This window comes from Streptomyces sp. NPDC005808 (assembly GCF_042871385.1).
Lineage (GTDB): Bacteria > Actinomycetota > Actinomycetes > Streptomycetales > Streptomycetaceae > Streptomyces.
Genome location: NZ_JBIAIK010000011.1, coordinates 250,520 through 270,820 on the forward strand (window position 1 = coordinate 250,520; position 20,301 = coordinate 270,820).

The window sequence follows — 20,301 nt, forward strand, 5'->3', positions numbered from 1 at the left end:
TGCGGTCAGGGGAAGTTGACCACCACCGACGGAACGGTGGTGGTACCCGAGGTCGGCGTGCCCGTGTCGTTGATGACGCGCTCGTACTGCCCTTGACCGCCCAGTGAGACGACCATGATGTTGTGGAACTTCACGTTCGGATTGACCGGCGTCGCGAATCCGTGGTGCTGGAGGATCGTGGGGTCGACGTTGTAGTAGCAGTAGCTGCCCATGCCCCAGGCCTCGTGCGTGGTCACGGTGTCGGCGACCTTGTAGGCCGCGTACCCCTTGATCGCGCCGTTCTGGATGGCGGCCTGGTTCGGCGCGTCGTACGCCTTCTCGTTCTGGAAGAAGATCGTGCGGCCGCCCTGGCCGTACCACTGGACGTCGTACTTGTTGAAGTGCTCGACGAACAGCCCGGTGGCCAGCACGTCGTTGCCGTTGACGCGGACGCCGTAGTCGGCCCGGTTGGTCTCCCAGCCGACTCCGGTTCCGTGGTCGGCGCGCCAGACCCAGGTGTGGTCGATGATGGTGTTGCGGCTGTTGATCACCATGCTGGTGGTGGCCTTGCCTGCGCCCGCGCCGCCGATGCGGATGAAGACGTCCTGCACGGTGGTCGGGTTGACGGAGTGGTTCGCCGAAGCCCCGGTGGGCCCGACCTCCAGCAGGGTTGCGGAGTTGACGGTGCCGGCGTCGATGAGGAAGCTCGCGAGGCGGACGCCGTCGACGTCGGCCACCTTGAGCGCGGTCACACCGTTGTCCGGGATCAGGGTGGCGTACCCGAGGCCGAGGACCACGGTGTTGGCGCGGTTGACTTGGATCGGCTGGTCGAGGTGGTAGATCCCCGGCGTCAGCAGCAGGTGGAGGCCTTGCGTGAGTGCCTCGTTGAGGGTGGCGGCGGTGACACCGGGCTTGGCCACGTAGAACTGGGTCAGCGCCAGTGACGTACCGCGAGGCGTACCCGCCCCCCAGGTGGTGCCGCGCGAGTTGACGCGCTTCTCCGGCAGGAAGACGCGGTACTCGGCGCCGTTGAGGTAGAGGAACGGCTTTTCGCGGGAGATCGGCGTGGTGTCCAGCGTGGTGTACGGCGGAGTCGGGAAGGTCTGCGCGGGTGCGCCCTCCACGCCCGAGAACACCATGTTCCAGACGGCGTTGAGCCAGCCGCCCACAAAGCTGTCGCGGGTGTACCACTGCTGCTGCGAGTACGGCCCGACCGAGCCGTCGATGCGGCTGTCGGCGATGTAGCCGCCGCTGGCCCAGCCATAGCCGTTGGGGGAGAGGTTGAGCCCGCCCCTGACGTGCATCCGCCGGAAGGGCGCGGCCTGCGCGACGGCCCACCGGTTCGTGCCGTTGACGGGAGTGATCGCGAGGTTCTCCGCCGAACGCCAGAAGTTCTGCGTGGCGTTGCCGCCGAACCAGCCCGCGTCGACGGTTATGTCGCCGTTGATCGAGGTGTCGTCCGGGGACAGACCGAGGCCCGAGATCGAGGTGTAGAAGCCGAGTTGGGCGTTGAGCCCGTTGTAGGTGCCCGGCTTGAACAGGAACTGGTAGCGGCCCGTGCCGAACTGGGCCGACTCCTGCTGCGCGAACACCTGGTCAAGTCTGGCCTGGATGCCCGGGGTCGAGGGGTCGAAGACGATGACGTTGGGGCCGAGGTCACCGCCGCCGGGCAGGGCCCGTGGCTTGACGGGTGCGGCGGATGCCGGCGTCGACAGGCCGAGCAGCGCGGGTGCGGCCGCCGCGGCGGCCATCGCTCCGAGAACGGACCGGCGAGCAGGCGTGGAGGGGACGGAGTCCGAGGAATCTGTGAAGTCAGAAGGCATGGGGGGCGACTCTCCTGGTTCAGGAAGTGAACGGGGGAAGGTGCGGGGAGCGCTCTCTTGACGTTGCATGCTTCAGCCGTGTGAACCGGGCGTCAAGAGTTGTGACCGGTATCCCGCAGGTTGTTGCTGAGTGAACGGTCAAGTGGGCAGTGCTGTGAGGCAGTTCATACGCATATGCGACCGTGGACTCCGTGCGCGGAGTGGCGATCGCGTTCAAGAGGTGCGCGAACGGCGGGCGATGCTTGGACGCGATCCTCGGGGTAGCCGCGCCTCAGCACCCCCCGCGCCTTCTCGTGAGAGCGCTCTACAGAGGTCCCGGCAAGCAGGGAGAGGCGGATGCACGACGCACCCGATCACCGTGGGCGTGGGCGTGGGCGTGGGCGTGGGCGTGGACGGTTCGGACGAGAGCCGGGCGGCCGTGGCGTGGGCAGGCAGGGAAGCAGTCCGGCGCCGATTGCCCCTGCGGGTCGTGTACGCCTGGCCCGGGAATGCGCGCGTCGGCTCTTCGCTGCGGGCTGCTCATACACACGACTATCGGCGTACGACACCACCATGTCCGACGGCGTTCAAGTCCCGTACGCAGCAGCCGTGTTGGGGTGAGGCGGAAGCAGTTTTGGCGTGAACTATTGACGACAACATGACAGTCCGGTTGACTCGCCGCCCAGCGCCGGAACCGGTTCCGGAACCGGTACCGGCCCTGGGCGCGAAGACGCGACCCCGTGTTCCGGGAGGCAGTCATGGCTGTGACCATCGCCGACGTGGCACACGCGGCGGGCGTGAGCAAGACAACCGTCTCCCGGGTGCTGAACACCCGGGGCGAGGTCGACGCGTCGACGGCCGCCCGAGTCCGTGAGGTCATCAACCGCATGGGTTACGTGCCCAGTTCGGGCGCGGTCGGGCTGGCCCGGGGCAGCAGCCGGACCGTGGGCATGCTGGTGCCCTCGCTGACCTGGCCGTGGATGGGCGAGGTACTGCAGGGTGTGGTCGACACCGTGGAGGCCGCCGACTTCGGCCTGCTGCTGTTCACCTGCAACCGGGGCACGGAATCCGTCCGTCGCTTCACCAGCCAGGTGTCGGCGCGCGCCTTCGACGGCCTGCTCGTGGTGGAGCCGGAGAACACCCTCGACATGCTGACGGCGCTGCACCGCGAGGGGCTGCCCGTCGTCCTGATCGACGACCGCGGTCACCACCCCGAGTTCCCCTCGGTCACGGCCACCAATTTCGAGGGCGGGGCCTCGGCGGCCCGCCACCTCCTGGCCGGTGGCCGGCGCAGGCCACTGGTGCTCACCGGGCCCGCTCGGTTCGGCTGCGTACGCGACCGGCTCGCCGGATTCCGGGCCACCTTCGCCGAGCACGGCCTCGGGCTCGATCTGGTGGTCGAGGGCGACTTCACCGAGACCGACGGCCGCGAGGTCGTACGCCGACTGCTCGCCGAGGGACGGGAGTTCGACGCTGTCTTCGCGCACAACGACCTCGCTGCGGTCGGCGTACTGGGCGCACTGCGGGACGCCGGGATCAGCGTGCCGAGGGCCGTCTCCGTGATCGGCTTCGACGACATCCCGATGGCCCCGCACACCGAGCCCTCACTGAGCACGGTCCGTCAGCCCATGCGGGAGATGGGGGAGACGGCCGCACGCATGCTTCTCACCCGCCTGGCGGGTGAGGAACTACCGACCGCTCCCGTCGTCCTGCCCACGGAAATGATCACGCGCCGGTCGGCGCCCGCGGCCTAGGGGGTGCCGTCTGAATCACCTCGGATCAGGCCGCGGCGCAGGGCGCGATGCATCGCAGCGCGGAGCATGAGCCGCGTACTGGGCGTACCCGGGTGATGCGACGACGCGGCGCGCTGCCGTGCCGGACGTCGCGGACCTGGTGATCCGAACGAGACCCCCTGGCCGGCCGCCGCTGAGCGCCCCCCCCCCGCACTGCCGGGCGGAGATGACCGGCAGCACCAGAGCACGTCGACGTCCGAGCTCCCCGCACCGTAGGACGTCGGCTTCAGAGCCGAACCACCGCACACCCGCACGGAGCACTGGCACCCCCAACTCCTTAGGAGAGCCGCATGCCATCCCGTACCGCACCTCCACGCACGGTCATGACCGCGCTGGCCACCCTGTCCGCCCTGTCGCTGCTGGCGGCAGGACAGGCCTTCGCCGGCCCGGCGGCCGAATCCGTCGCGGCCGTCGCGGCCTGGGACGCCGACCAGGCCGCTGCCGCCTACGCCGTGAACCCCGCCGCGGTCACCGCCTCGGGAAGCGAGAACGCCGGCACCGGCCCCGGCCTCGCCTTCGACGGCAACGCCGCCACCCGCTGGTCCAGCCAGTTCGCGGACGACGCATGGATCCGCGTCGACCTCGGCACCACCCTCCGCATCGACCGGGTCGTCCTGGACTGGGAGGCGGCCTACGGCAAGAGATACGTCCTGGAGGTGTCCAAGAACGGCACCGACTGGACGCCCTTCTACACAGAGACCGCCGGCACCGGAGGATCGGTCACAGCGCACACCTACCCGCAGGAAGTCACGGGCCGGTATGTCCGGATGCGCGGCGTCGAGCGGGCCACGTCGTACGGCTACTCGCTGTTCGCGTTCAAGATCTACGGAGGCGAACCGGCCCCGGCCTCGACCACCCGTACCAACCTCGCCCTCAACCACCCCGCCTACTCCAACCTCTACCAGCACGCGGGTAATTCACCCGCCTTCGTCACCGACGGCGGCTGGCCGGCCGACCTCAAGGCGGACCAGACCCGCTGGTCCAGCGACTGGAACGCCAACCGCTGGGTCTCCGTCGACCTGGGTGCCACCTCGACCATCAGCTCGGTCGACCTGTACTGGCAGGCCGCCTACGCCGTCGACTACCAACTCCAGGTCTCCGACGACAACGTGAACTGGCGGACCGTCTACCAGCCGTCTGCGGCGGAGGTCGCCGCCCGCCGCGCGGATGTGAAGTCCCCCGCGGACGCGGTGGGCCGCCGTGACACCGTCACGCTGGCCACGCCGACGACCGGACGGTATGTGCGGATGCTCGGCAAGGAGCGCCGTTCCTTCTACAACCCGGCGCCCGCGACCGCCCAGTTCGGCTACTCGCTCTACGAGTTCCAGGTCTGGGGCACCGGAGGCAGCGCGGCGGCCGCGTACCCGGCCCTGCCCGGTGAGCAGTCGGGCACGTACCAGACGACGTTCTTCGACGATTTCACGGGGGCGAGCCTGGACCGCTCCAAGTGGCGGGTCGTGCGGACCGGTTACGAGATGGGCCCGGTCAACGGGGAGTCCCAGGCATACGTCGACTCCACCAACAACATCGTCACCCAGAACGGCAGTCTCCTGCTGAAGTCCAGGTACTGCAACGACTGCACCGCGACACCGGCCGGAACCTACGACTTCACCTCCGGCCGCATCGACACCAACACCAAGTTCGACTTCACCTACGGGAAGGTCAGCGCCCGAATCAAACTGCCGGTGGGCGACGGCTTCTGGCCCGCCTTCTGGCTCCTCGGCAGCGACGTCGACGATCCGAACGTGTCGTGGCCCGCGTCCGGCGAGACCGACATCATGGAGAACGTCGGTTACGCGGACTGGACCAGCACCGCCCTGCACGGCCCGGGCTACTCGGCGGACGGCAACATCGGCGCCCGCCAGATCTTCCCCGCCGGAGGCCGCGTGGACGCGTGGCACAACTACGCGGTGGAGTGGACACCGACGGGCATGCGGTTCTACGTCGATGACGTGCTCGTCCAGGAGACGACGCGCAACAAGCTGGAGTCGACCCGCGGCCAGTGGGTGTTCAACCACAACCAGTACGTCATCCTCAACCTCGCCCTGGGCGGCGCCTATCCGGCGGGCTGGAACCAGGTCACCACGCCCTACTGGGGTCTGCCGCAGTCGAGCGTGGACAAGGTCGCGGCCGGGGGAGTGCAGGCCGAGATCGACTGGGTGCGCGTCGAGCAGAAGAGGTGACACCGATCGCTGTGAAGCCGTGAAGACGGGTGGTGGCAGGGCCTCTTGACGAAAACTTGGTCTAGTCCTACCTTCCAGTCATCCGTTCAAAGACTGGGCTGAGGTTCACCCACATGAACACCAGCACCCCCCACTCAAGGGAGCCCGGATGCTCACACGTCTTCGAACACTCGGTGTGGCCGGCGCGGTGTGCGCCGCATCGCTGCTGGCCGCGCCGACGGCCTTCGCCGAAGTGGAACCCGGCGGCTGGACATCTGTCTCGCCCACGTACACGGTGCAGGAGCGGGGCTGCGGTACGGTCTCCGGCCTGACGTTCACGCTCACCTGCTCCACCGCCAGCGGGGACCAGCGGGCCGAGCGGCGGTACGCCACGTACACCGGCGGCACGCGGCAATTCGAGGGCTACTTCAGGATCTCCAGCCTCAGTGGCACCCGGATCAGCCTCAAGCAGACGTTCAACGAGTCGGCGGCGGGCCCGTACTTCATGCTCGCGGTTGAACGCGGTGGACGCCTCTACGCGGTCCACGGCGGCGCCACGCTCTCCAACGCGGGCACCGTCGGGTCCACGGTCCGCGTCAACACCGTCCACCAGGTGGGCACTTCGCACCGCACCTACATCAACGGCTCGCTCCAGCACACCTATGCCAGCCCCTCCGGAAGCTTCTACGACAAGTTCGGGGCCTACCGCACCGACAGCGGCACCGGACCGGCGACCGTCGTCTGGAGCAACGTCCAGTTCTGGCGCAAGTAGCGGTCACCGGATGCGGACGACCCTGCGCATCGCAGCGCCGACAGTGCTCCTGCTGGCACTGTCGGCCTGCTCCGCGCCGCAGACGACAGACGAGGCCGGTCGCGACGCTGCCGCCGCCGCAGCAGCGGGCTCCGCGCTGCGCGCCTCGCTCACCTCTCCCACGGACATCGATCTGAGCTGGCAGAAGGACAGCTCAGGAGCATCAGGGCACGCCCTGGAGTTCGCCACCGAGGAGTCGGGTCCGTACACCGTCCTCCAGTACCTGTCGCCGGGGGTGACGGCCTACCGGCACCCGGAACTGATGCCGAGCACGACCTTCTTCTACCGGCTCCGCGCCTTTGACGGCCCGGCCTCGGCCCCGCTGACGGTCTCTCTTCCGGAAGGGGAACTGACACAAGCGGACGAGAACTCCGGCCATGACTGGCTCCCCGCCCGAAAGGACCCGGCACGCGTGGTCCCGGGCCGGCCCCTCGACAACTCCGGTGTCGGGGCACCCACCGGATTCAAGGCCGTGGTCAAGCATGCGAACGGCATCCTGTTCACATGGACGGACCACGCATCCGACGAAGCAGGCTTCCTCCTGGAGGCTCGTACGCCGGAAAGCTCCGAGTACGAGCCCCTCGTGGTCCTCGATCCCGACATCAACTCCACCGGACTGATCACCCTGCCCACGGAGAAGCAGGCTTCGTACCGCGTCCGGGCATTCACCTACGGTGAAGTGTCGAACGTGGTCCACCTGACCACCGGCGAATGACTCCTACGCGTTGTCGGCCCTCGACATGCGCAGGGCGAGATCCTGGAGCAGGTCGGCCGTCTTGACGTCGGTGCGTCCGGAGTCGTGGAGGTCGGCGAGTTCGGAGAAGAGGAAGGCGAAGGCGCCCACGAGCGAGATGGTGGCGGGCAGGTAGGCGTCCGCGACGGCCTGGCCCGCCTCGGCGGGTCCAGCGTCGGAAGGCACTTCGACCCTGGGGAAAACCTCCGTCACGAGCGCGCCGAGCTGGGTCTCGGTCGACTCGACCTCGCTGTCATCGGCGGCGTCGTCGTCGGACTGGGCGATCCTGCGGACCATGGCGTTGGTCTCGGTGAGGACGCCGATGGCTCGCAGGATGATCTCGGTCTGTTCCATGCCGTGAGCCTAGACGGGCGATCCCCCACTGTGGGTTCGGTGTTCGGGCCGTGATGGTAGACAGTCGGCGTGAACAACCGATCCCGCTCCCGCCAGAACCCCGCCCGATGACCGCCGGCATCGACACCCCGGACCGCCGGGGCCGCACCGGACTCGACCAGGTCGGCCGCGACCTGACCGGCAACCCCCGGATCAAGATCCGGGAGGTGACACTCCTGTCCAGCCACTGGTACGTGGAACGCACCACGACCTTCGACTTCCAGCACACCGACGGCACCTGGAGCACCCAGGAGCGAGAGACGCACGACCGCGGCAACGGAGCCACCCTCCTCCTGTACGACATCGACCGCGAAACCGTCCTGCTGACCAGGCAGTTCCGCTACGCCGTGTACGTCAACGGACACCCTGACGGGATGCTGGTCGAGACGCCGGGCGGCCTGCTCGACGAGGACGACGAGCATCCCGAGGTCGCCGTGCGCCGCGAGGTCATCGAGGAGACCGGGCACACCGTCGGCGACGTCCACCACGTCTTCGACGTCTATATGAGCCCGGGCTCGGTCACCGAGCGGGTCAGCTTCTACGCCGCCTCCTACGGCCCTTCGACCCGTACCCACGAAGGTGGCGGGCTGGACGAGGAGGGCGAGGACATCGAGATCGTCGAACTGCCCTTTCGTCGGGCCCTGGAGATGATCCGCACCGGCGAGATCGCCGACGCGAAGACCATCATGCTGTTGCAATGGGCGGCTCTGGAGGGCCCCTTCAAGGATTCCGGCCGGTGACATTCTCCGTCGGCCTCTGACCGGGGGCACCGAATGTCGTGACTTGCTGTGCTCTTCACGGTCCAGCCTCCCGTTCGGGCCTGCGGACTTCGGGCCCGAACGGGAGGTGACACGCGGGCGGGACCCGGCCTACGTGTCATCGCCGCTCGGGGACCGGCGTGTGGTGAGGAGGAGGGCGATGTCGTCGGGACGCTCGGTGGCCTGCCTGGCCTGCGCGGTGAGCAGGTCGGCGGCGGCGGACACGGAGGGGCCGCCCGCCCGGCCTCGCCGCACGTTCGCTCGGGCGAGGTTCGCGCGGAGCGTTTCGACGCCCTCGTCTATATCGGTGCCGGGCCGCTCGACCAGACCGTCCGTGTAGAGGGCCAGGACGGCCCCGGGCTCCAGCAGCAGTTCGGTCACGGGGTACTGGGCCAGCGGATCCACCCCGAGCACCACCCCGCCGGGCAGATCCAGGATCTCCGTACGGCCGTGGGGGGGCCCCCCCCCCGGGGGGGGGGGGCCGGGCCCGGGGGGGGGGGGGGGGCCCGGGGGGGGGGGGGGCCGGGCCTAGGGGCCCCCTGGGGGCACGGCCGGGGGGGGGGGGGGGGGGGGCCCGGGGGGGGGGGGGCGCGGCCGGGGGGCGGGGGGGGGGGGGCGCGCCCCCCCCCCCCCCCCGCGCCCGCGCGCCCCCCCCCCCCCCCCCCCCCCCCCCCCCGGCCCGGGCGGCCCGCGCGATACCGGTGACCGGGTCCAGACGTACGTAGCAGCAACTGGCGAACTGGCCGGGGTCGAGGTCGATGAGCAGCCGGTTGGTGCCGCTCATCACTTCGTCAGGTGAGCGGTCGCTGAGCGCGAACGCCCTTACCGCGCTGCGCAGTTGGCCCATGGTGGCCGCGGCCTGGACTCCGTGCCCCTGGACGTCGCCGATGACCAGGGCCAGCCCGTCGCCCGCCTCCACGACGTCGTACCAGTCGCCGCCCACGTCCATGCCCAGGGTGCCGGGCAGATACCGCCCGGCGGTGGTCACCAGGGGGTGCGCGGAGAGGCGGTGCGGGAGCAGGGCCTCCTGGAGACCGCGGGCGAGAGCGGCCTCGTTGTCGTAGCGCCGGGCCCGCTCAAGGGCCTGGGCGATCAGCCCGGCGAGCGCGGTCAGAACCGTACGCTCCTCGGTGCTGAAGGCACGGGAACGGTCGAAACCGAGGATGCAGGAGCCGACCGGCCGCCCCGAGGCGATCAGCGGCAGGAAGGCCCGGGATCCCTCCTCGGCGTCCAGCGCGATGCCGGGATAGTCGGCCGAGAGCTGCTGCATCGACTCGTAGAACAGCGGTCGGCCGCTCGTGAGCGTTTCGACGCCCGGCAGCCGGGTGTCGAGGCCCACGCCGTCGAAGGGTGCGAGGAACCCCTCGGGGAAGCCGTTCTCCCAGGCCAGATACAGGCGCCGGTCCTGGAGCAGATAGATCGCGAGTCGGCGGCCGCCGAACGCGGGCAGCAGCTCCCGCATCACCACCTCGGACACCTGGCGTGCGGTCACCGCCTCGGTCAGTGCGATGGCGAGGACGATGGGCCGGTACGGGGACGCCGTCGTGGGTGCGCCGTCTGTCGGCTCGTCGACCTCGGCACCCCGTCGGCCCGTGGCCTCGAAGGGGTCGCCCTCGGCTGCGTCCGCCACCCGCCCCATGGGCACGAGCTTGCACGTCAGGCCATTCGGCCCGGCGTAGATGGACATCGTGAGCCACTCACCGCTGTGCCGCCCCGGTGTCTGCCCACGACCGTTCCCGTGCGGGCGTCTGACCTGGAAGTGCACGGGATCCGGCGACAGCAGGGCGCCGCGCACATGATCCTCGTACGACGGCCGGTTCAGCCAGGGCACGGCCTCCCACAGGGGCCTCCCCAGCAGCTCCGTGCGAGGAGGGCCGAGGAGTTCGGCGGCGCGCGGGTTGGCGTAGGTGATCATCCCGAGCCGGTCGAGTGCGAACACGCCCTCCGGCAGCAGATCCGCCGCCCCTTCCGCGGCCAGGCCCAGGCCGGGATCGATGATCGCGCCGCTCACCCGGTACGGCGGTCCGGGCGTTGTGCCCGAGGTGCCCAGAGCCAGCAGACGCAGCTCGGCGGACGCGGTGCGCACCGGCACCGGCTGAGCGGGCGGGCGGCCGGCGGCCGTCTCCCGCAGGGCGGTCAGCAGGAGGCGGGGATCCTCGTGGGACAGGGCGTCGGCCAGCGCCTGCGTCGTGCCGGCGAACCCGCCGGGTGTGGTGGCGAGCAGCGCGTCGTCGGCAATGACCGTGCCGTCGTGCGGATCCCAGGTGAATCCTCCGACACAGCGTGCGGAAGGACCGTCGGAGGGCGCCTGCACACACAGCGGCTCGTCGTCCCAGACGACGACCTCGGGCCCGTCCTTGTCCAGCGCCGCCAGAGCGGCGCCCAGCCCGTCCGCCACCGCCGTCATCCGGTCACGGTCGGGCAGCACCTCGGTGGCGTCCGAGGCCGACGGACGCAGTACCGTCAGGACCCCGAAGGACGTCGACGCGCCCACGACGGGGACGTAAAGGGAACCGAACGGGAACGGCAGCCCGGCCGCCAGCTGCGGGTAGCGGCGCATCGTCTCCGTGGCATCGGTGAGCAGTACCTCCTCGCCGAGCCGGTGGACGTCGGCGACCGGGAACGGCAGGTCCACGTGCATCCGCCACCAGGAGCGGAAGAGCTGACTCGGCAGACCCGCGAGCACGGCCATCCGCAGCAGTCCGGGCGTGCTCGACCGCAGATAGACGCCGCCCGCGAAGCCGCGGGCCGCCCGGACGGCATCCGCCACGGCCCCGGTGAGCAAGGCGGGCAGGCTTTCCAGCGCCTGGACCTCGTGCTCGGCGCTCCCAGTCATCGGTCTGCCCTCGTCCGCCCGCCGCCAGGGAGTATCACAGCAAGAATGCGCCCGCCAGGCCCCTGACCGCACCTCGACGCCCACCGGAGCGCAGATCGGTCCGGTCGTCAGCGCCCGTCGCGATCTGCTGTGCCCAGCGCGAAGATACCCGGTTCACAGGAATTCAGGAGCCGCTCCGCAGCGAGTGAATCAGGAATCCGGCCCGGCGCAGAGTGCCTCGGGAACCAGTCCGGGCGAGCCTGTCCTTGTACGTCGCGCCACGACGATGGCCGCCCTGGGAGCGATGGTGATCGCGGGAGCCTGACCGCAGTACGCCTGGAAAGGGCACACGTGTTTGAACCCCGCCGACGCGCAGGGATCCCGCTCGGTCATAGTGATCCCTGCAGGCAAAGATGTAACTAGCAACCAGGACGAGTGTGGACACGAGCAAGAGCGGTACGGACAGCGACCCCGGAACGGATGGCGAGCCAGCGGGTCCGGCGCGCGTGAACGGGAGCGGATGGCGTCGCTGGGCCATGGACACCACGCCGCTGCGCCGCCCGGCGTTCCGCCGCCTGTGGACTTCGACCATCGTCACGTCCGTCGGCAGTCAGCTCACCGCGGTCGCCGTGCCCAAGCAGATCTACGACATCACCGGCTCCTCGGCATGGGTCGGCTACGCCAGCATCGCCGGCCTGCTGCCCCTCGTGGTCTTCGCGCTGTGGGGCGGCGCGATCGCCGACAGCATGGACCGGCGCAAGCTGCTTCTGATCACCAACACCGGCATGGCCGTCACGTCGGTGCTCTTCTGGATACAGGCCGCCGCCGGACTCGACTCCGTTCTCGTCCTGATGGTGCTGCTCGCCCTCCAGCAGGCGTTCTTCGGCCTGAACTCCCCAGCCCGCCAGGCCTCCATCGCCCGCCTCGTCCCCACGGACGAACTGCCCGCGGCGAACGCGCTCGGCTCGACCGTCATGCAGACCGGCCTGGTCGCCGGACCGCTGCTCGCGGGCGCACTCATCCCCGTCATCGGCCTGGCCGAGCTCTATCTGATCGACGCGGTGGCCCTGTGCGTCACCGTGTGGGCGGTCGTACGGCTCCCGGCACTGCCGCCCCTGACGGAGGCGGCGTCCAAGCGGGCCGGCTGGCGCGAGGTCGCCGCCGGCTTCCGCTACATCGCGCTGCACAAGGTGCTGCTGCTGTCCTTCCTCGCCGACATCATCGCGATGGTCTTCGGCATGCCCCGAGCCCTGTTCCCGCAACTGGCCGCCCAGACGTACGCGCCCTATGGCGAAGGGCTCGCGCTCGGTCTCCTCTTCGCGGCGATCCCCATCGGCGCGGTGCTCGGCGGCCTGGCGTCCGGCACGTTCTCCCGTATCCGCAGACACGGCCTCATGGTCATCGTCGCGGTGGTGGCCTGGGGAGCCGCCATCACGGGGTTCGGGCTGAGCACCAGCCTGTGGGTGGCGGTGGTCTTCCTCGCCGCGGCGGGAGTCGCCGACATGGTCTCCATGGTCTTCCGCGGCGCGATCCTGCTCTCCGCCGCCACGGACGAGATGCGCGGCCGCATGCAGGGCGTGTTCACGGTCGTCGTCGCGGGCGGCCCCCGCCTCGCCGACGTCCTGCACGGAACCGGAGGTTCGGTTTTCGGGGCCCGCGCCGCGGTCGTGGGCGGCGGCCTGCTGGTGATCGCGGCCATGCTGGTCCTGGCCACAGCCACACCGGCTCTGAGGCGTTACACGATCTGACGGGCGGATCCGCCCTCGTCGGTCATAGAGTGACCCGCATGGGGGAAACACGACCTACCTCGGAATTCCACGCGGGGAACATCACCGCCGAGAGCGTTGCCCGGCTGGTGGCCGCCCTGGACGCCCAGGACACCAACGACGGTGTACAACGGCTCCGCGCGTGGGCGCACACCGCGGTCGCCGCACGCCCCGGAGAACGGGCGATCGACATCGGCTCGGGCACCGGATCACAGACCCAGGCACTGGCGGCCGCTGTCGGCCCGCACGGCGAGGTCCTCGGCATCGAGCCGAACAACGGCCTGCGCATGGTGGCCGAGCAGCGCGCGGTGGCGGCCGGCAGCCAGGCCCGTTTCGTGGACGGCGACGCGCTCGTCCTGCACCTGCCCGACGCCTCCGTCGACATCGTGTGGTGCGAGCGGGTGCTCCAACACCTGGTGGAGCCGGAGAAGGCCGTCGCCGAGATCGCGCGCGTCCTGCGTCCCGGTGGCCGCGTCGCCCTCCTCGACACCGACTGGGCGACCACCATCCTGCACCCCGGCGAGCCCGAGACCGTCGCGGCGATCACCTCCGGCGCGCTGTCCGCGGCGGCCGACCCCTACTCCGGGCGCAAAGTGGTCGGCAGACTCACGGCGGCCGGGCTGGTGATCGACGACCGCGGGTCGCAGGCGCTTCTCCAGGACCACACGTCGGTGGCCTGGCCGCTGATCCGCATGCTGGGCGAGTCCGCCGTACGCCGTGAACTGATCACCGAGGAACAGCGCGACCGCCTGTACGCCGACCTCACCGAGGCCGCCGAGCAGGGGGCACTTCACATGTCGGTGACGATGTTCGGAGCGGTCGCGCACCGCCCGTAGAAGAGATGTCGCTCCCCGCCCGTGGGAGAGACAGTGCATAAGGCGAACAAGAGTGCTCGACGGAATACCGTCGTGGCCGGCCTCATCTGGGCTGTCCGGCTGGGTATCAGGGCGCCGAGCCAGGAGTCGCCTCCGCCCACCGCGGAAGAACAGCCCACGCTTCCCGCCTCCGGGGCGACACATCGTCTCGGCGCCGCTTTCGCAGTCCTACGGGAAGTCGGCTGCCGAGTCGTCGGGAGCCAGGTCGGTGCGCAGCCGGAGCCACGACGGCTGCCGCAACAGCCCCGCCCTCGTACGGGTGCTGTAGCGGACCTCACCGACGAGCCGCGGCGTGACCCAGTGCGCCGCGGCCACCGGCGGGACACCGTCGAAGGGACAGCTGTCGGTCTCGGCGGCCCGCAACAGCTCGGCGAGTTCGGACCGCTCGGCTTCGCTCCAGCCGGTGCCCACACTCCCGGCGTAGCGCAGCCGCCCGGCGTCACGCTGGCCGACGAGTACGGCGCCCGGCAGCCCCGACAGCCGTCCTCTGCCGGGGACCCAGCCGCCGACGATGACGTCCACGGTGCGTGCGTTGCGGATCTTGATCCAGGAGCGCGAGCGCACCCCTGGCTCGTACACGGAGTCCAACCGCTTGCACACCAGCCCCTCCAGGCCACTCTCGCGCGTCGCCCGCAACGCCAGCTCCCCGTGGCCGACGAGCGCGGACGGCGTCGACCAGAACGGCCCGCCGAGGGCAAGCCCCTCCAGCTCCCGTCGCCGCCCGACGTAGGGGAGTGAGGTGAGGTCGCCCCGCAGAAACATGACGTCGAACAGGACGAGATGCGCGGGCGTCTCCGCCGCACGCCGGGAGGCCCTGGCCGGCGACCTGGCCAGCCCCATGCGGGACTGCAGGAGCTGGAAATCACCACGCCCCTGCTCGTCCAGGACCAGGACCTCACCGTCCAGAACCGCGGGAACCTGGCCCAGCGCGCCGCCCAGCGCACCGAATTCCGGATACGCGGCCGTGATGTCCTCTCCCGACCGCGCGCGCAGCACCACACTGCCGTCCCCGGGCAGATAGATCACCGCACGCTGGCCGTCGTGCTTGGTCTCGTACGCCCATCGGGTGTCCTGCCCGGTGGGGGGCAGGCCGCCGGGCGTGGCGAGCATGGGAGCGATCCGCGGCAGTCTCACAGGTGTGTTGTCGACAGGCCGCCGGTCGCCCACTCGCCCTGGCCGGCCCTTTCGCCTGAACGGCGTCGTCGCCGGTGAACCCTGGACATGGTTCGTGACCGGCCGGCCCACAGAGATGGGACACGCCACTGAGGCGTCGGCCCTCGGCGGCTCACCGGTGGGAACTCATATGCCCAGCGCTTGGGCCATCAGGTTCTGGAGATGCAGCCCGCGATGGACGTCGAGCTCACCGGACTTTCCCGTACGCACGTTGGTGGCGAACTCCCGGCGCAGCACGGGCCAGCTCTCCTCGTGGTCGAGCGCGGCGCCGTCGTACACGAGTTCCGGCTGTGGCCCGAACAACTCGATCCGCATGATGCCCTGCTCGACGGTGACGGATCCCGACATTGACGCCTGGCTCACCGCTCCGCTTGCGTGTTCGCAGGTGAGCTCGATCCAACGGCGTGGGTCTCCGGCGCCGCGCACCCGCACGATGGGCCCCATGGCCGCGTCCAGCAGATCGAGAACGTGCGGTCCGAGGTCCAGCAGCGCCCCGTGTTCGAGACGCCAGGGCGTTGCGAACTCGCCGCCCAGGAAGGCACCGGTCAACATGCATGCGCGTGCTCCCACGGCACCGACGCTCTGGGCGGCTGCCAGGAACTGCCGGGTGGACGGGTGGTAACGGCTCGTCAGGACGAGTTGGGAGACGACGCCCGCCGCATCGACGGCGTCGGCGAGACGCTGCGCCGAAGGCAGGTCCAGCGCGAGCGGCTTCTCCAGGAGCAGCGCCTTGCCCGCCTCGGCGGCACGGCAGGCGAGTTCAGCCTGCACGGAGGGTGGAACCGCGAAAGCGACCGCCTCGCAGGTGTCGAGCAGGTCCTCGAAGCGTGCGGCGACCTCGGCTCCGTAGGGTGCGGCGGTCTCACGGGCCGCCTCGCTGCGGCGCGCCCACACCGCAGTCAGCTGGGTCTCGGGCCCGGCGGCAAGCACCCGCGCATGCACAGCACGCGCCCATGGCCCGGCGCCGACGAGGCCGACCTTGACTGGTGAATGGTTCCAGGGAAGCGATGCGCCGGTCACGAGAAGTCTCCTTTGCGGTGTGAACGCACCAACTTCACCACGTCGGCCACGGCTTCGACCAGGAGGGTGTCGGTGGGCGGACCGCCGCGGGCCTGTGTCCCGTCAGGTGTCGGACGTCCCGACGTTTCATGGGGCGGAGAAGGGCTTTATGCGGGTCGGAGCCAGATGGTTGCCAGTGGGGGGAGGGTGAGTTGGATGCTGGCGGGGCGGCCGTGGGCGCCTTGGGGTTCGGGTTTGACCGGGTCGGGGTTGAGGACGTTGCTGCCGCCGTAGTGGGTGGCGTCGGTGTTGAGGATTTCGTGCCAGGCGGGGATGTCGTCGGGGATGCCGAGGCGGTAGCCGTGGCGGACGACGGGGGAGAAGTGGGAGACGGCGAGGAGGGGGGTGCCGTCGGTGTCGTGGCGGAGGAAGGCGAAGACGTTGTCGTCGGCGGCGTCGCCGGCGATCCAGGTGAAGCCCTGGGGGTCGGTGTCCCTTTGCCACAGGGCGGGTTCGCGTCGGTAGGTGGTGTTGAGGTCGCGGACGAGGTCGCGGATGCCGCGGTGGTCGGGTTCGGCGCTGTAGGCGGGGTCCAGGAGCCACCAGTCGGGTCCGTGGGTTTCGGACCATTCGGCGCCCTGGGCGAATTCCTGGCCCATGAAGAGGAGTTGTTTGCCGGGGTGGGCCCACATGAAGCTGAGGTAGGCGCGGAGGGTGGCGCGTTGTTGCCACCAGTCGCCGGGCATTTTCGATACGAGTGAGCGTTTGCCGTGGACGACTTCGTCGTGGGAGATGGGCAGGACGTAGTTCTCGCTGTAGGCGTACACCATGGAGAAGGTCATTTCATTGTGGTGATACCTGCGATGGACCGGCTCACGCTCCACATACTCGAGGGAGTCGTGCATCCAGCCCATGTTCCACTTCAGGCCGAAACCCAGGCCCCCGTCGGCGGTCGGCCGTGTCACGCCCTCCCACGCCGTCGATTCCTCGGCGATCATGATGACGCCGGGGTTGCGGCGGTAGACGGTGGCGTTCATTTCCTGGAGGAAGGCGACGGCGTCGGGGTTTTCGCGGCCGCCGTGTTCGTTGGGGGTCCACTGGCCGGGTTCGCGGGAGTAGTCGAGGTAGAGCATGGAGGCGACGGCGTCGACGCGGAGGCCGTCGATGTGGAATTCCTCGCACCAGTAGACGGCGTTGGCGACGAGGAAGTTACGGACCTCGCGGCGGCCGTAGTCGAATTCGAGGGTGCCCCAGTCGGGGTGGGCGGCGCGGAGGGGGTCTTCGTGTTCGTAGAGGGGGCGTCCGTCGAACTCGGCCAGCGCCCAGTCGTCGCGGGGGAAGTGGGCGGGGACCCAGTCCATGAGGACGCCGATGCCGGCCTGGTGGAGGGCGTCGATGAGGTACTTGAAGTCGTCGGGGGTGCCCAGCCGTGCGGTGGGGGCGTAGAAGCCGGTGACCTGGTAGCCCCAGGAGCCGCCGAAGGGATGCTCCGCCACCGGCATGAACTGCACATGGGTGAAGCCCAGGTCGGCGACGTAGGAAGGGAGTTCCTGAGCCAGTTCGCGGTAGGTCAGTCCCGGGCGCCAGGACGCCAGGTGGATCTCGTAGACGGAGAAGGGCGCCTGGTGCACGGGACGTGCGGCGCGGGTCGCCATCCAGGTGTCGTCGTCCCACGTGTACGACGACGACGTCACGATCGAGGAGGTGTGGGGCGGGACCTCGGTGCGCCGGGCCATCGGGTCCGCGCGCAGGGTGCGTGAACCGTCGGCGCGGGTGATGTCGAACTTGTAGAGCTCGCCGTCACCGATCGCGGGCACGAACAGCTCCCACACCCCGGAGGACCCGAGCGACCGCATCGGATATCCCGCTGCACCGTCCCAGTGGCAGAATTCCCCACAGACCCTGACTCCCTGGGCGTTCGGCGCCCACACCGTGAAGCGGGTGCCGGCGACGCCCTGGTGGGTCATCGGGTGGGCGCCGAGCGCCCGCCACAGTTCCTCGTGTCGTCCTTCGCCGATCAGATGCAGATCGAGCTTGCCGAGCGCGGGCAGGAAACGGTACGGGTCCTGCGCCGCGAACTCCGTGCCGTCGTACGTCACCGACAGCGTGTACTCGGGGATCGTGTCGAGGGGCAGTACGCCGGAGAAGAGCCCGTCGCCCACGTCCTCCAGCTCGCTGCGCAGTCCGTTCACCACCACGGCTACGGCCTGGGCGTACGGACGCAGTACGCGGAACAGGACGCCGTCCGGTACCGGGTGTGCGCCGAGCAGCGCGTGCGGATCGTGATGGGTGCCCGACAGCAGACGCGCCCGGTCCGTCGCGTCCAGCGCGGTGTCCAGCGATGCGTCCATCGAAGTGGCCGGCCGTACGCCGACCGATGCGGTGCGGACTGTCACGGCTTCAGCCTCCTCAAGGGGGTAAACGGGATGGGTGGGGGTGGTCGTCCGGCGCATGTCAGCGGCCCTCGGCGAGGCGCTTGACCGCTGCCATCGGCACGGGCAGCCAGTCTGGACGGTGCCTCGCCTCGTACAGCACCTCGTACACGGCCCTGTCCGTCTCGTACGCGCGCAGCAGCTCGGGTTCCTCGCGGGGGTCCCAGTCCGCCTCGGCGGCGTAACCCGCGCAGAAGGCCTCCCGGCAGTGCTGCGCCCACTCCGGGCGCCACGGATGGCGGGACAGAGCGGCGTAGTCGAAGGAGCGCAGCATGCCCGCGACATCGCGTATCGGGGACTGCACGCGGCGGCGCTCGGCGAGCGGGCGGGCCGGTTCACCCTCGAAGTCGATGACCGACCACTGCCGGCCGGCCCTCAGGACCTGCCCGAGGTGGAGATCCCCGTGAATCCGCTGTGCGGGACGGACCGCTGATTCGAGGGCGGCCAGCGTGTCGAAGGCGGACTGCAGGCCGGGCGCGTACGGCCGCAGTTCGGACACGGAACGCGCGGCCGCGCCCAGACGCTCGCTCATTCCCTCCGCGAGCCGCCGGTTCTGCCGCAGGCTCGGGACGTCGACGGGGAAAGCCGTGGCCAGGGCGAGATGAACCTCGGCGGTGGCGCGTCCCAGTTCGTACGCCTCGGCCGTGAACCCCCGTCCCGAGGCGAGCGACTGGAGCGCCAGGGTCCAGCCGTCGTCGGCCTCGCGCAGGAACGGCTGGAGGACGCCGAGCGTCGCCTCGCGCGGATACGAGGTCCGGATCCAGGCCGCGGGCGCGGGTACCCGGGTGCAGCCCTGCCGGGCCAGTGCCGCCGGCACCTCCAGGTCCGGGTTGATGCCGGGCTGGACGCGGCGGAAGACCTTGAGGATGAACGAATCCCCGTACACCAGCGAGGAGTTGGACTGCTCGGCATCGAGGAGACGCGGGGCGAGACCCGCGGGCACCGCGAATCGCGCGTCGCGTTCGAAACGCAGGGGGCCCGCGGTTCCCGTGGTGCGCAGCCGCTCCAGGAGCATTCCCGCCGCCTTGGGATCGTGGAGGGCGTCGTACACGATCAGGTCGGCGAGTGGACCCTTGCTCGGGCGTCCGATGACGGCGTGGGCGAGGCTGGGCGGCAGGGCCTTCCCCATCCCCAGGAGGAGCTGATAGCAGTCGTCGGGCGGGGGAGTGCCGGTGCGGCCGTGGGCGGGCTGCCCGAAAAGTTCGGTGCGGACCAGGAGGTGCAGGCACCCCGGGTACAGCTCGGTCGTCGACACCAGCGTCAGATCCGTGACGGCGCGGCCCTTGCCCGCGAACCAGCGCTGCCGTGGCAGCCATGCGTGCAGCAGCTCGGCGAGCGACGTGAGCAGCGGAGCGGTGCTGAGGCCGCTCGGACGGTGCGGCGCGGTCTTCTGCATGGCGACACGTCCTTTCAAGGGCGGGCGGTCTACGAGGGCACGCGGTCGGGATTCGGGGCTCGCAGTCGGGATCAGGGGCAGGAGATCGGGACCAGAGGCAGCGGCTTGGATCAGGGGCAGGCGATCGGGATCAGGGGCAGCGGCCTGGGTCAGGGGCAGACGGTCGGGATCGCCTGATGACGGTGGGGGCGACTGTGCGACGGAGCCGGAACCAGTAGAAGCCGTGACCTGCGAGGGTCAGCAGATACGGGAGTTCGCCGATGGCCGGGAAACGCACGCCGCCGATCAGCTCGACCGGGTGGCGGCCGTCGAACTCCCGCAGATCCAGTTCGGTGGGTTGTGCGAAGCGGGAGAAGTTGTGGACGCACAGGACGAGGTCGTCCTTGTATTCGCGGAGGAAGGCGATGACGGCGG

General features: G+C 70.1%; 16 protein-coding genes and 2 pseudogenes. 9 read left to right on the forward strand and 9 right to left on the reverse strand.

Translation table 11 applies throughout. From position 1 onward, the window contains the following. Positions 1 to 5: 5 nt before the first annotated feature. Positions 6 to 1,802, reverse strand: a complete 1,797-nt coding sequence (locus ACFYPC_RS24755) for a coagulation factor 5/8 type domain-containing protein (RefSeq protein WP_388680020.1) — start codon at positions 1,800 to 1,802, stop codon at positions 6 to 8. A 364-nt stretch (positions 1,803 to 2,166) separates the two neighbouring features. Here ACFYPC_RS24755 and ACFYPC_RS24760 point away from each other — a divergent pair, with 364 nt between their 5' ends. The 5 genes from ACFYPC_RS24760 (at position 2,167) to ACFYPC_RS24780 (ending at position 7,262) form a co-directional block, all read left to right on the forward strand. Then, the gene (locus tag ACFYPC_RS24760; protein ID WP_388680022.1) at positions 2,167 to 2,424 is read left to right on the forward strand and encodes a universal stress protein; all 258 of its coding nucleotides are present in this window, start codon (positions 2,167 to 2,169) and stop codon (positions 2,422 to 2,424) included. 115 nt (positions 2,425 to 2,539) lie between these two features. Beyond that, complete coding sequence (locus ACFYPC_RS24765; RefSeq protein ID WP_388680024.1) at positions 2,540 to 3,535, forward strand: LacI family DNA-binding transcriptional regulator; 996 nt, start codon at positions 2,540 to 2,542, stop codon at positions 3,533 to 3,535. 329 nt (positions 3,536 to 3,864) lie between these two features. Beyond that, on the forward strand, positions 3,865 to 5,757 hold the full coding sequence (locus ACFYPC_RS24770) for a discoidin domain-containing protein (RefSeq protein ID WP_388680027.1): 1,893 nt from the start codon (positions 3,865 to 3,867) through the stop codon (positions 5,755 to 5,757). A gap of 148 nt (positions 5,758 to 5,905) precedes the next feature. Continuing rightward, positions 5,906 to 6,508, forward strand: a complete 603-nt coding sequence (locus tag ACFYPC_RS24775) for a hypothetical protein (RefSeq protein ID WP_388680029.1) — start codon at positions 5,906 to 5,908, stop codon at positions 6,506 to 6,508. Between the two features lie 10 nt (positions 6,509 to 6,518). After that, entirely contained in the window at positions 6,519 to 7,262 is a 744-nt protein-coding gene (locus ACFYPC_RS24780; RefSeq protein WP_388680031.1) for a fibronectin type III domain-containing protein, read from the forward strand. Between the two features lie 3 nt (positions 7,263 to 7,265). On the opposite strand, the gene ACFYPC_RS24785 is transcribed toward ACFYPC_RS24780, so the two are convergent. Continuing rightward, the gene (locus ACFYPC_RS24785) at positions 7,266 to 7,634 is read right to left on the reverse strand and encodes a hypothetical protein (RefSeq protein WP_388680034.1); all 369 of its coding nucleotides are present in this window, start codon (positions 7,632 to 7,634) and stop codon (positions 7,266 to 7,268) included. 107 nt (positions 7,635 to 7,741) lie between these two features. On the opposite strand from ACFYPC_RS24785, the gene ACFYPC_RS24790 reads away from it, so the two are divergent. Next, positions 7,742 to 8,413, forward strand: a complete 672-nt coding sequence (locus tag ACFYPC_RS24790; RefSeq protein ID WP_388680037.1) for an NUDIX domain-containing protein — start codon at positions 7,742 to 7,744, stop codon at positions 8,411 to 8,413. Positions 8,414 to 8,542: 129 nt separating this feature from the next. Here ACFYPC_RS24790 and ACFYPC_RS24795 read toward each other — a convergent pair whose 3' ends face one another. Together ACFYPC_RS24795 and ACFYPC_RS24800 are read right to left on the reverse strand one after the other, a co-directional pair. Next, a complete protein-coding gene (locus tag ACFYPC_RS24795; RefSeq protein WP_388680096.1) occupies positions 8,543 to 8,848 on the reverse strand; it encodes a SpoIIE family protein phosphatase in 306 nt (101 codons plus the stop codon). A 256-nt stretch (positions 8,849 to 9,104) separates the two neighbouring features. Beyond that, a pseudogene (locus ACFYPC_RS24800) lies at positions 9,105 to 11,267 on the reverse strand (SpoIIE family protein phosphatase); the annotation flags it as partial. A gap of 416 nt (positions 11,268 to 11,683) precedes the next feature. On the opposite strand from ACFYPC_RS24800, the gene ACFYPC_RS24805 reads away from it, so the two are divergent. The 3 genes and pseudogenes from ACFYPC_RS24805 to ACFYPC_RS24815 all read left to right on the forward strand — a co-directional run. Next, positions 11,684 to 12,994: an MFS transporter gene (locus ACFYPC_RS24805; RefSeq protein ID WP_388680040.1), complete on the forward strand. Its 1,311-nt coding sequence runs from the start codon at positions 11,684 to 11,686 to the stop codon at positions 12,992 to 12,994. 38 nt (positions 12,995 to 13,032) lie between these two features. Continuing rightward, positions 13,033 to 13,848, forward strand: a complete 816-nt coding sequence (locus ACFYPC_RS24810; RefSeq protein WP_388680042.1) for a methyltransferase domain-containing protein — start codon at positions 13,033 to 13,035, stop codon at positions 13,846 to 13,848. Positions 13,849 to 13,920: 72 nt separating this feature from the next. After that, positions 13,921 to 14,019, forward strand: a pseudogene (locus ACFYPC_RS24815) (DUF6479 family protein); the annotation flags it as partial. Between the two features lie 36 nt (positions 14,020 to 14,055). Here the strand turns inward: ACFYPC_RS24815 and ACFYPC_RS24820 are convergent. The 5 genes from ACFYPC_RS24820 to ACFYPC_RS24840 all read right to left on the reverse strand — a co-directional run. Next, on the reverse strand, positions 14,056 to 14,997 hold the full coding sequence (locus tag ACFYPC_RS24820; protein ID WP_388680045.1) for an ATP-dependent DNA ligase: 942 nt from the start codon (positions 14,995 to 14,997) through the stop codon (positions 14,056 to 14,058). 189 nt (positions 14,998 to 15,186) lie between these two features. Next, positions 15,187 to 16,080: a Gfo/Idh/MocA family protein gene (locus ACFYPC_RS24825; RefSeq protein WP_388680048.1), complete on the reverse strand. Its 894-nt coding sequence runs from the start codon at positions 16,078 to 16,080 to the stop codon at positions 15,187 to 15,189. Between the two features lie 146 nt (positions 16,081 to 16,226). Continuing rightward, complete coding sequence (gene glgB, locus ACFYPC_RS24830) at positions 16,227 to 18,410, reverse strand: 1,4-alpha-glucan branching enzyme (protein ID WP_388680099.1); 2,184 nt, start codon at positions 18,408 to 18,410, stop codon at positions 16,227 to 16,229. 103 nt (positions 18,411 to 18,513) lie between these two features. Next, positions 18,514 to 19,887, reverse strand: a complete 1,374-nt coding sequence (locus ACFYPC_RS24835; protein WP_388680050.1) for a maltokinase — start codon at positions 19,885 to 19,887, stop codon at positions 18,514 to 18,516. 130 nt (positions 19,888 to 20,017) lie between these two features. Continuing rightward, on the reverse strand, positions 20,018 to 20,301 hold a 284-nt coding region (locus tag ACFYPC_RS24840; RefSeq protein WP_388680052.1), incomplete at its 5' end, for an alpha-glucosidase C-terminal domain-containing protein.

Excerpts from the sequence above, each read along its gene's own strand:
- ACFYPC_RS24755 (WP_388680020.1), bottom strand. The coding sequence starts at position 1,802 with ATGCCTTCTGACTTCACAGATTCCTCGGACTCCGTCCCCTCCACGCCT.
- ACFYPC_RS24765 (WP_388680024.1), top strand. The coding sequence starts at position 2,540 with ATGGCTGTGACCATCGCCGACGTGGCACACGCGGCGGGCGTGAGCAAG.
- ACFYPC_RS24770 (WP_388680027.1), top strand. The coding sequence starts at position 3,865 with ATGCCATCCCGTACCGCACCTCCACGCACGGTCATGACCGCGCTGGCC.
- ACFYPC_RS24775 (WP_388680029.1), top strand. The coding sequence starts at position 5,906 with ATGCTCACACGTCTTCGAACACTCGGTGTGGCCGGCGCGGTGTGCGCC.
- ACFYPC_RS24780 (WP_388680031.1), top strand. The coding sequence starts at position 6,519 with ATGCGGACGACCCTGCGCATCGCAGCGCCGACAGTGCTCCTGCTGGCA.
- ACFYPC_RS24785 (WP_388680034.1), bottom strand. The coding sequence starts at position 7,634 with ATGGAACAGACCGAGATCATCCTGCGAGCCATCGGCGTCCTCACCGAG.
- ACFYPC_RS24790 (WP_388680037.1), top strand. The coding sequence starts at position 7,742 with ATGACCGCCGGCATCGACACCCCGGACCGCCGGGGCCGCACCGGACTC.
- ACFYPC_RS24810 (WP_388680042.1), top strand. The coding sequence starts at position 13,033 with ATGGGGGAAACACGACCTACCTCGGAATTCCACGCGGGGAACATCACC.
- ACFYPC_RS24820 (WP_388680045.1), bottom strand. The coding sequence starts at position 14,997 with ATGCTCGCCACGCCCGGCGGCCTGCCCCCCACCGGGCAGGACACCCGA.
- glgB (WP_388680099.1), bottom strand. The coding sequence starts at position 18,410 with ATGGACGCATCGCTGGACACCGCGCTGGACGCGACGGACCGGGCGCGT.
- ACFYPC_RS24835 (WP_388680050.1), bottom strand. The coding sequence starts at position 19,887 with ATGCAGAAGACCGCGCCGCACCGTCCGAGCGGCCTCAGCACCGCTCCG.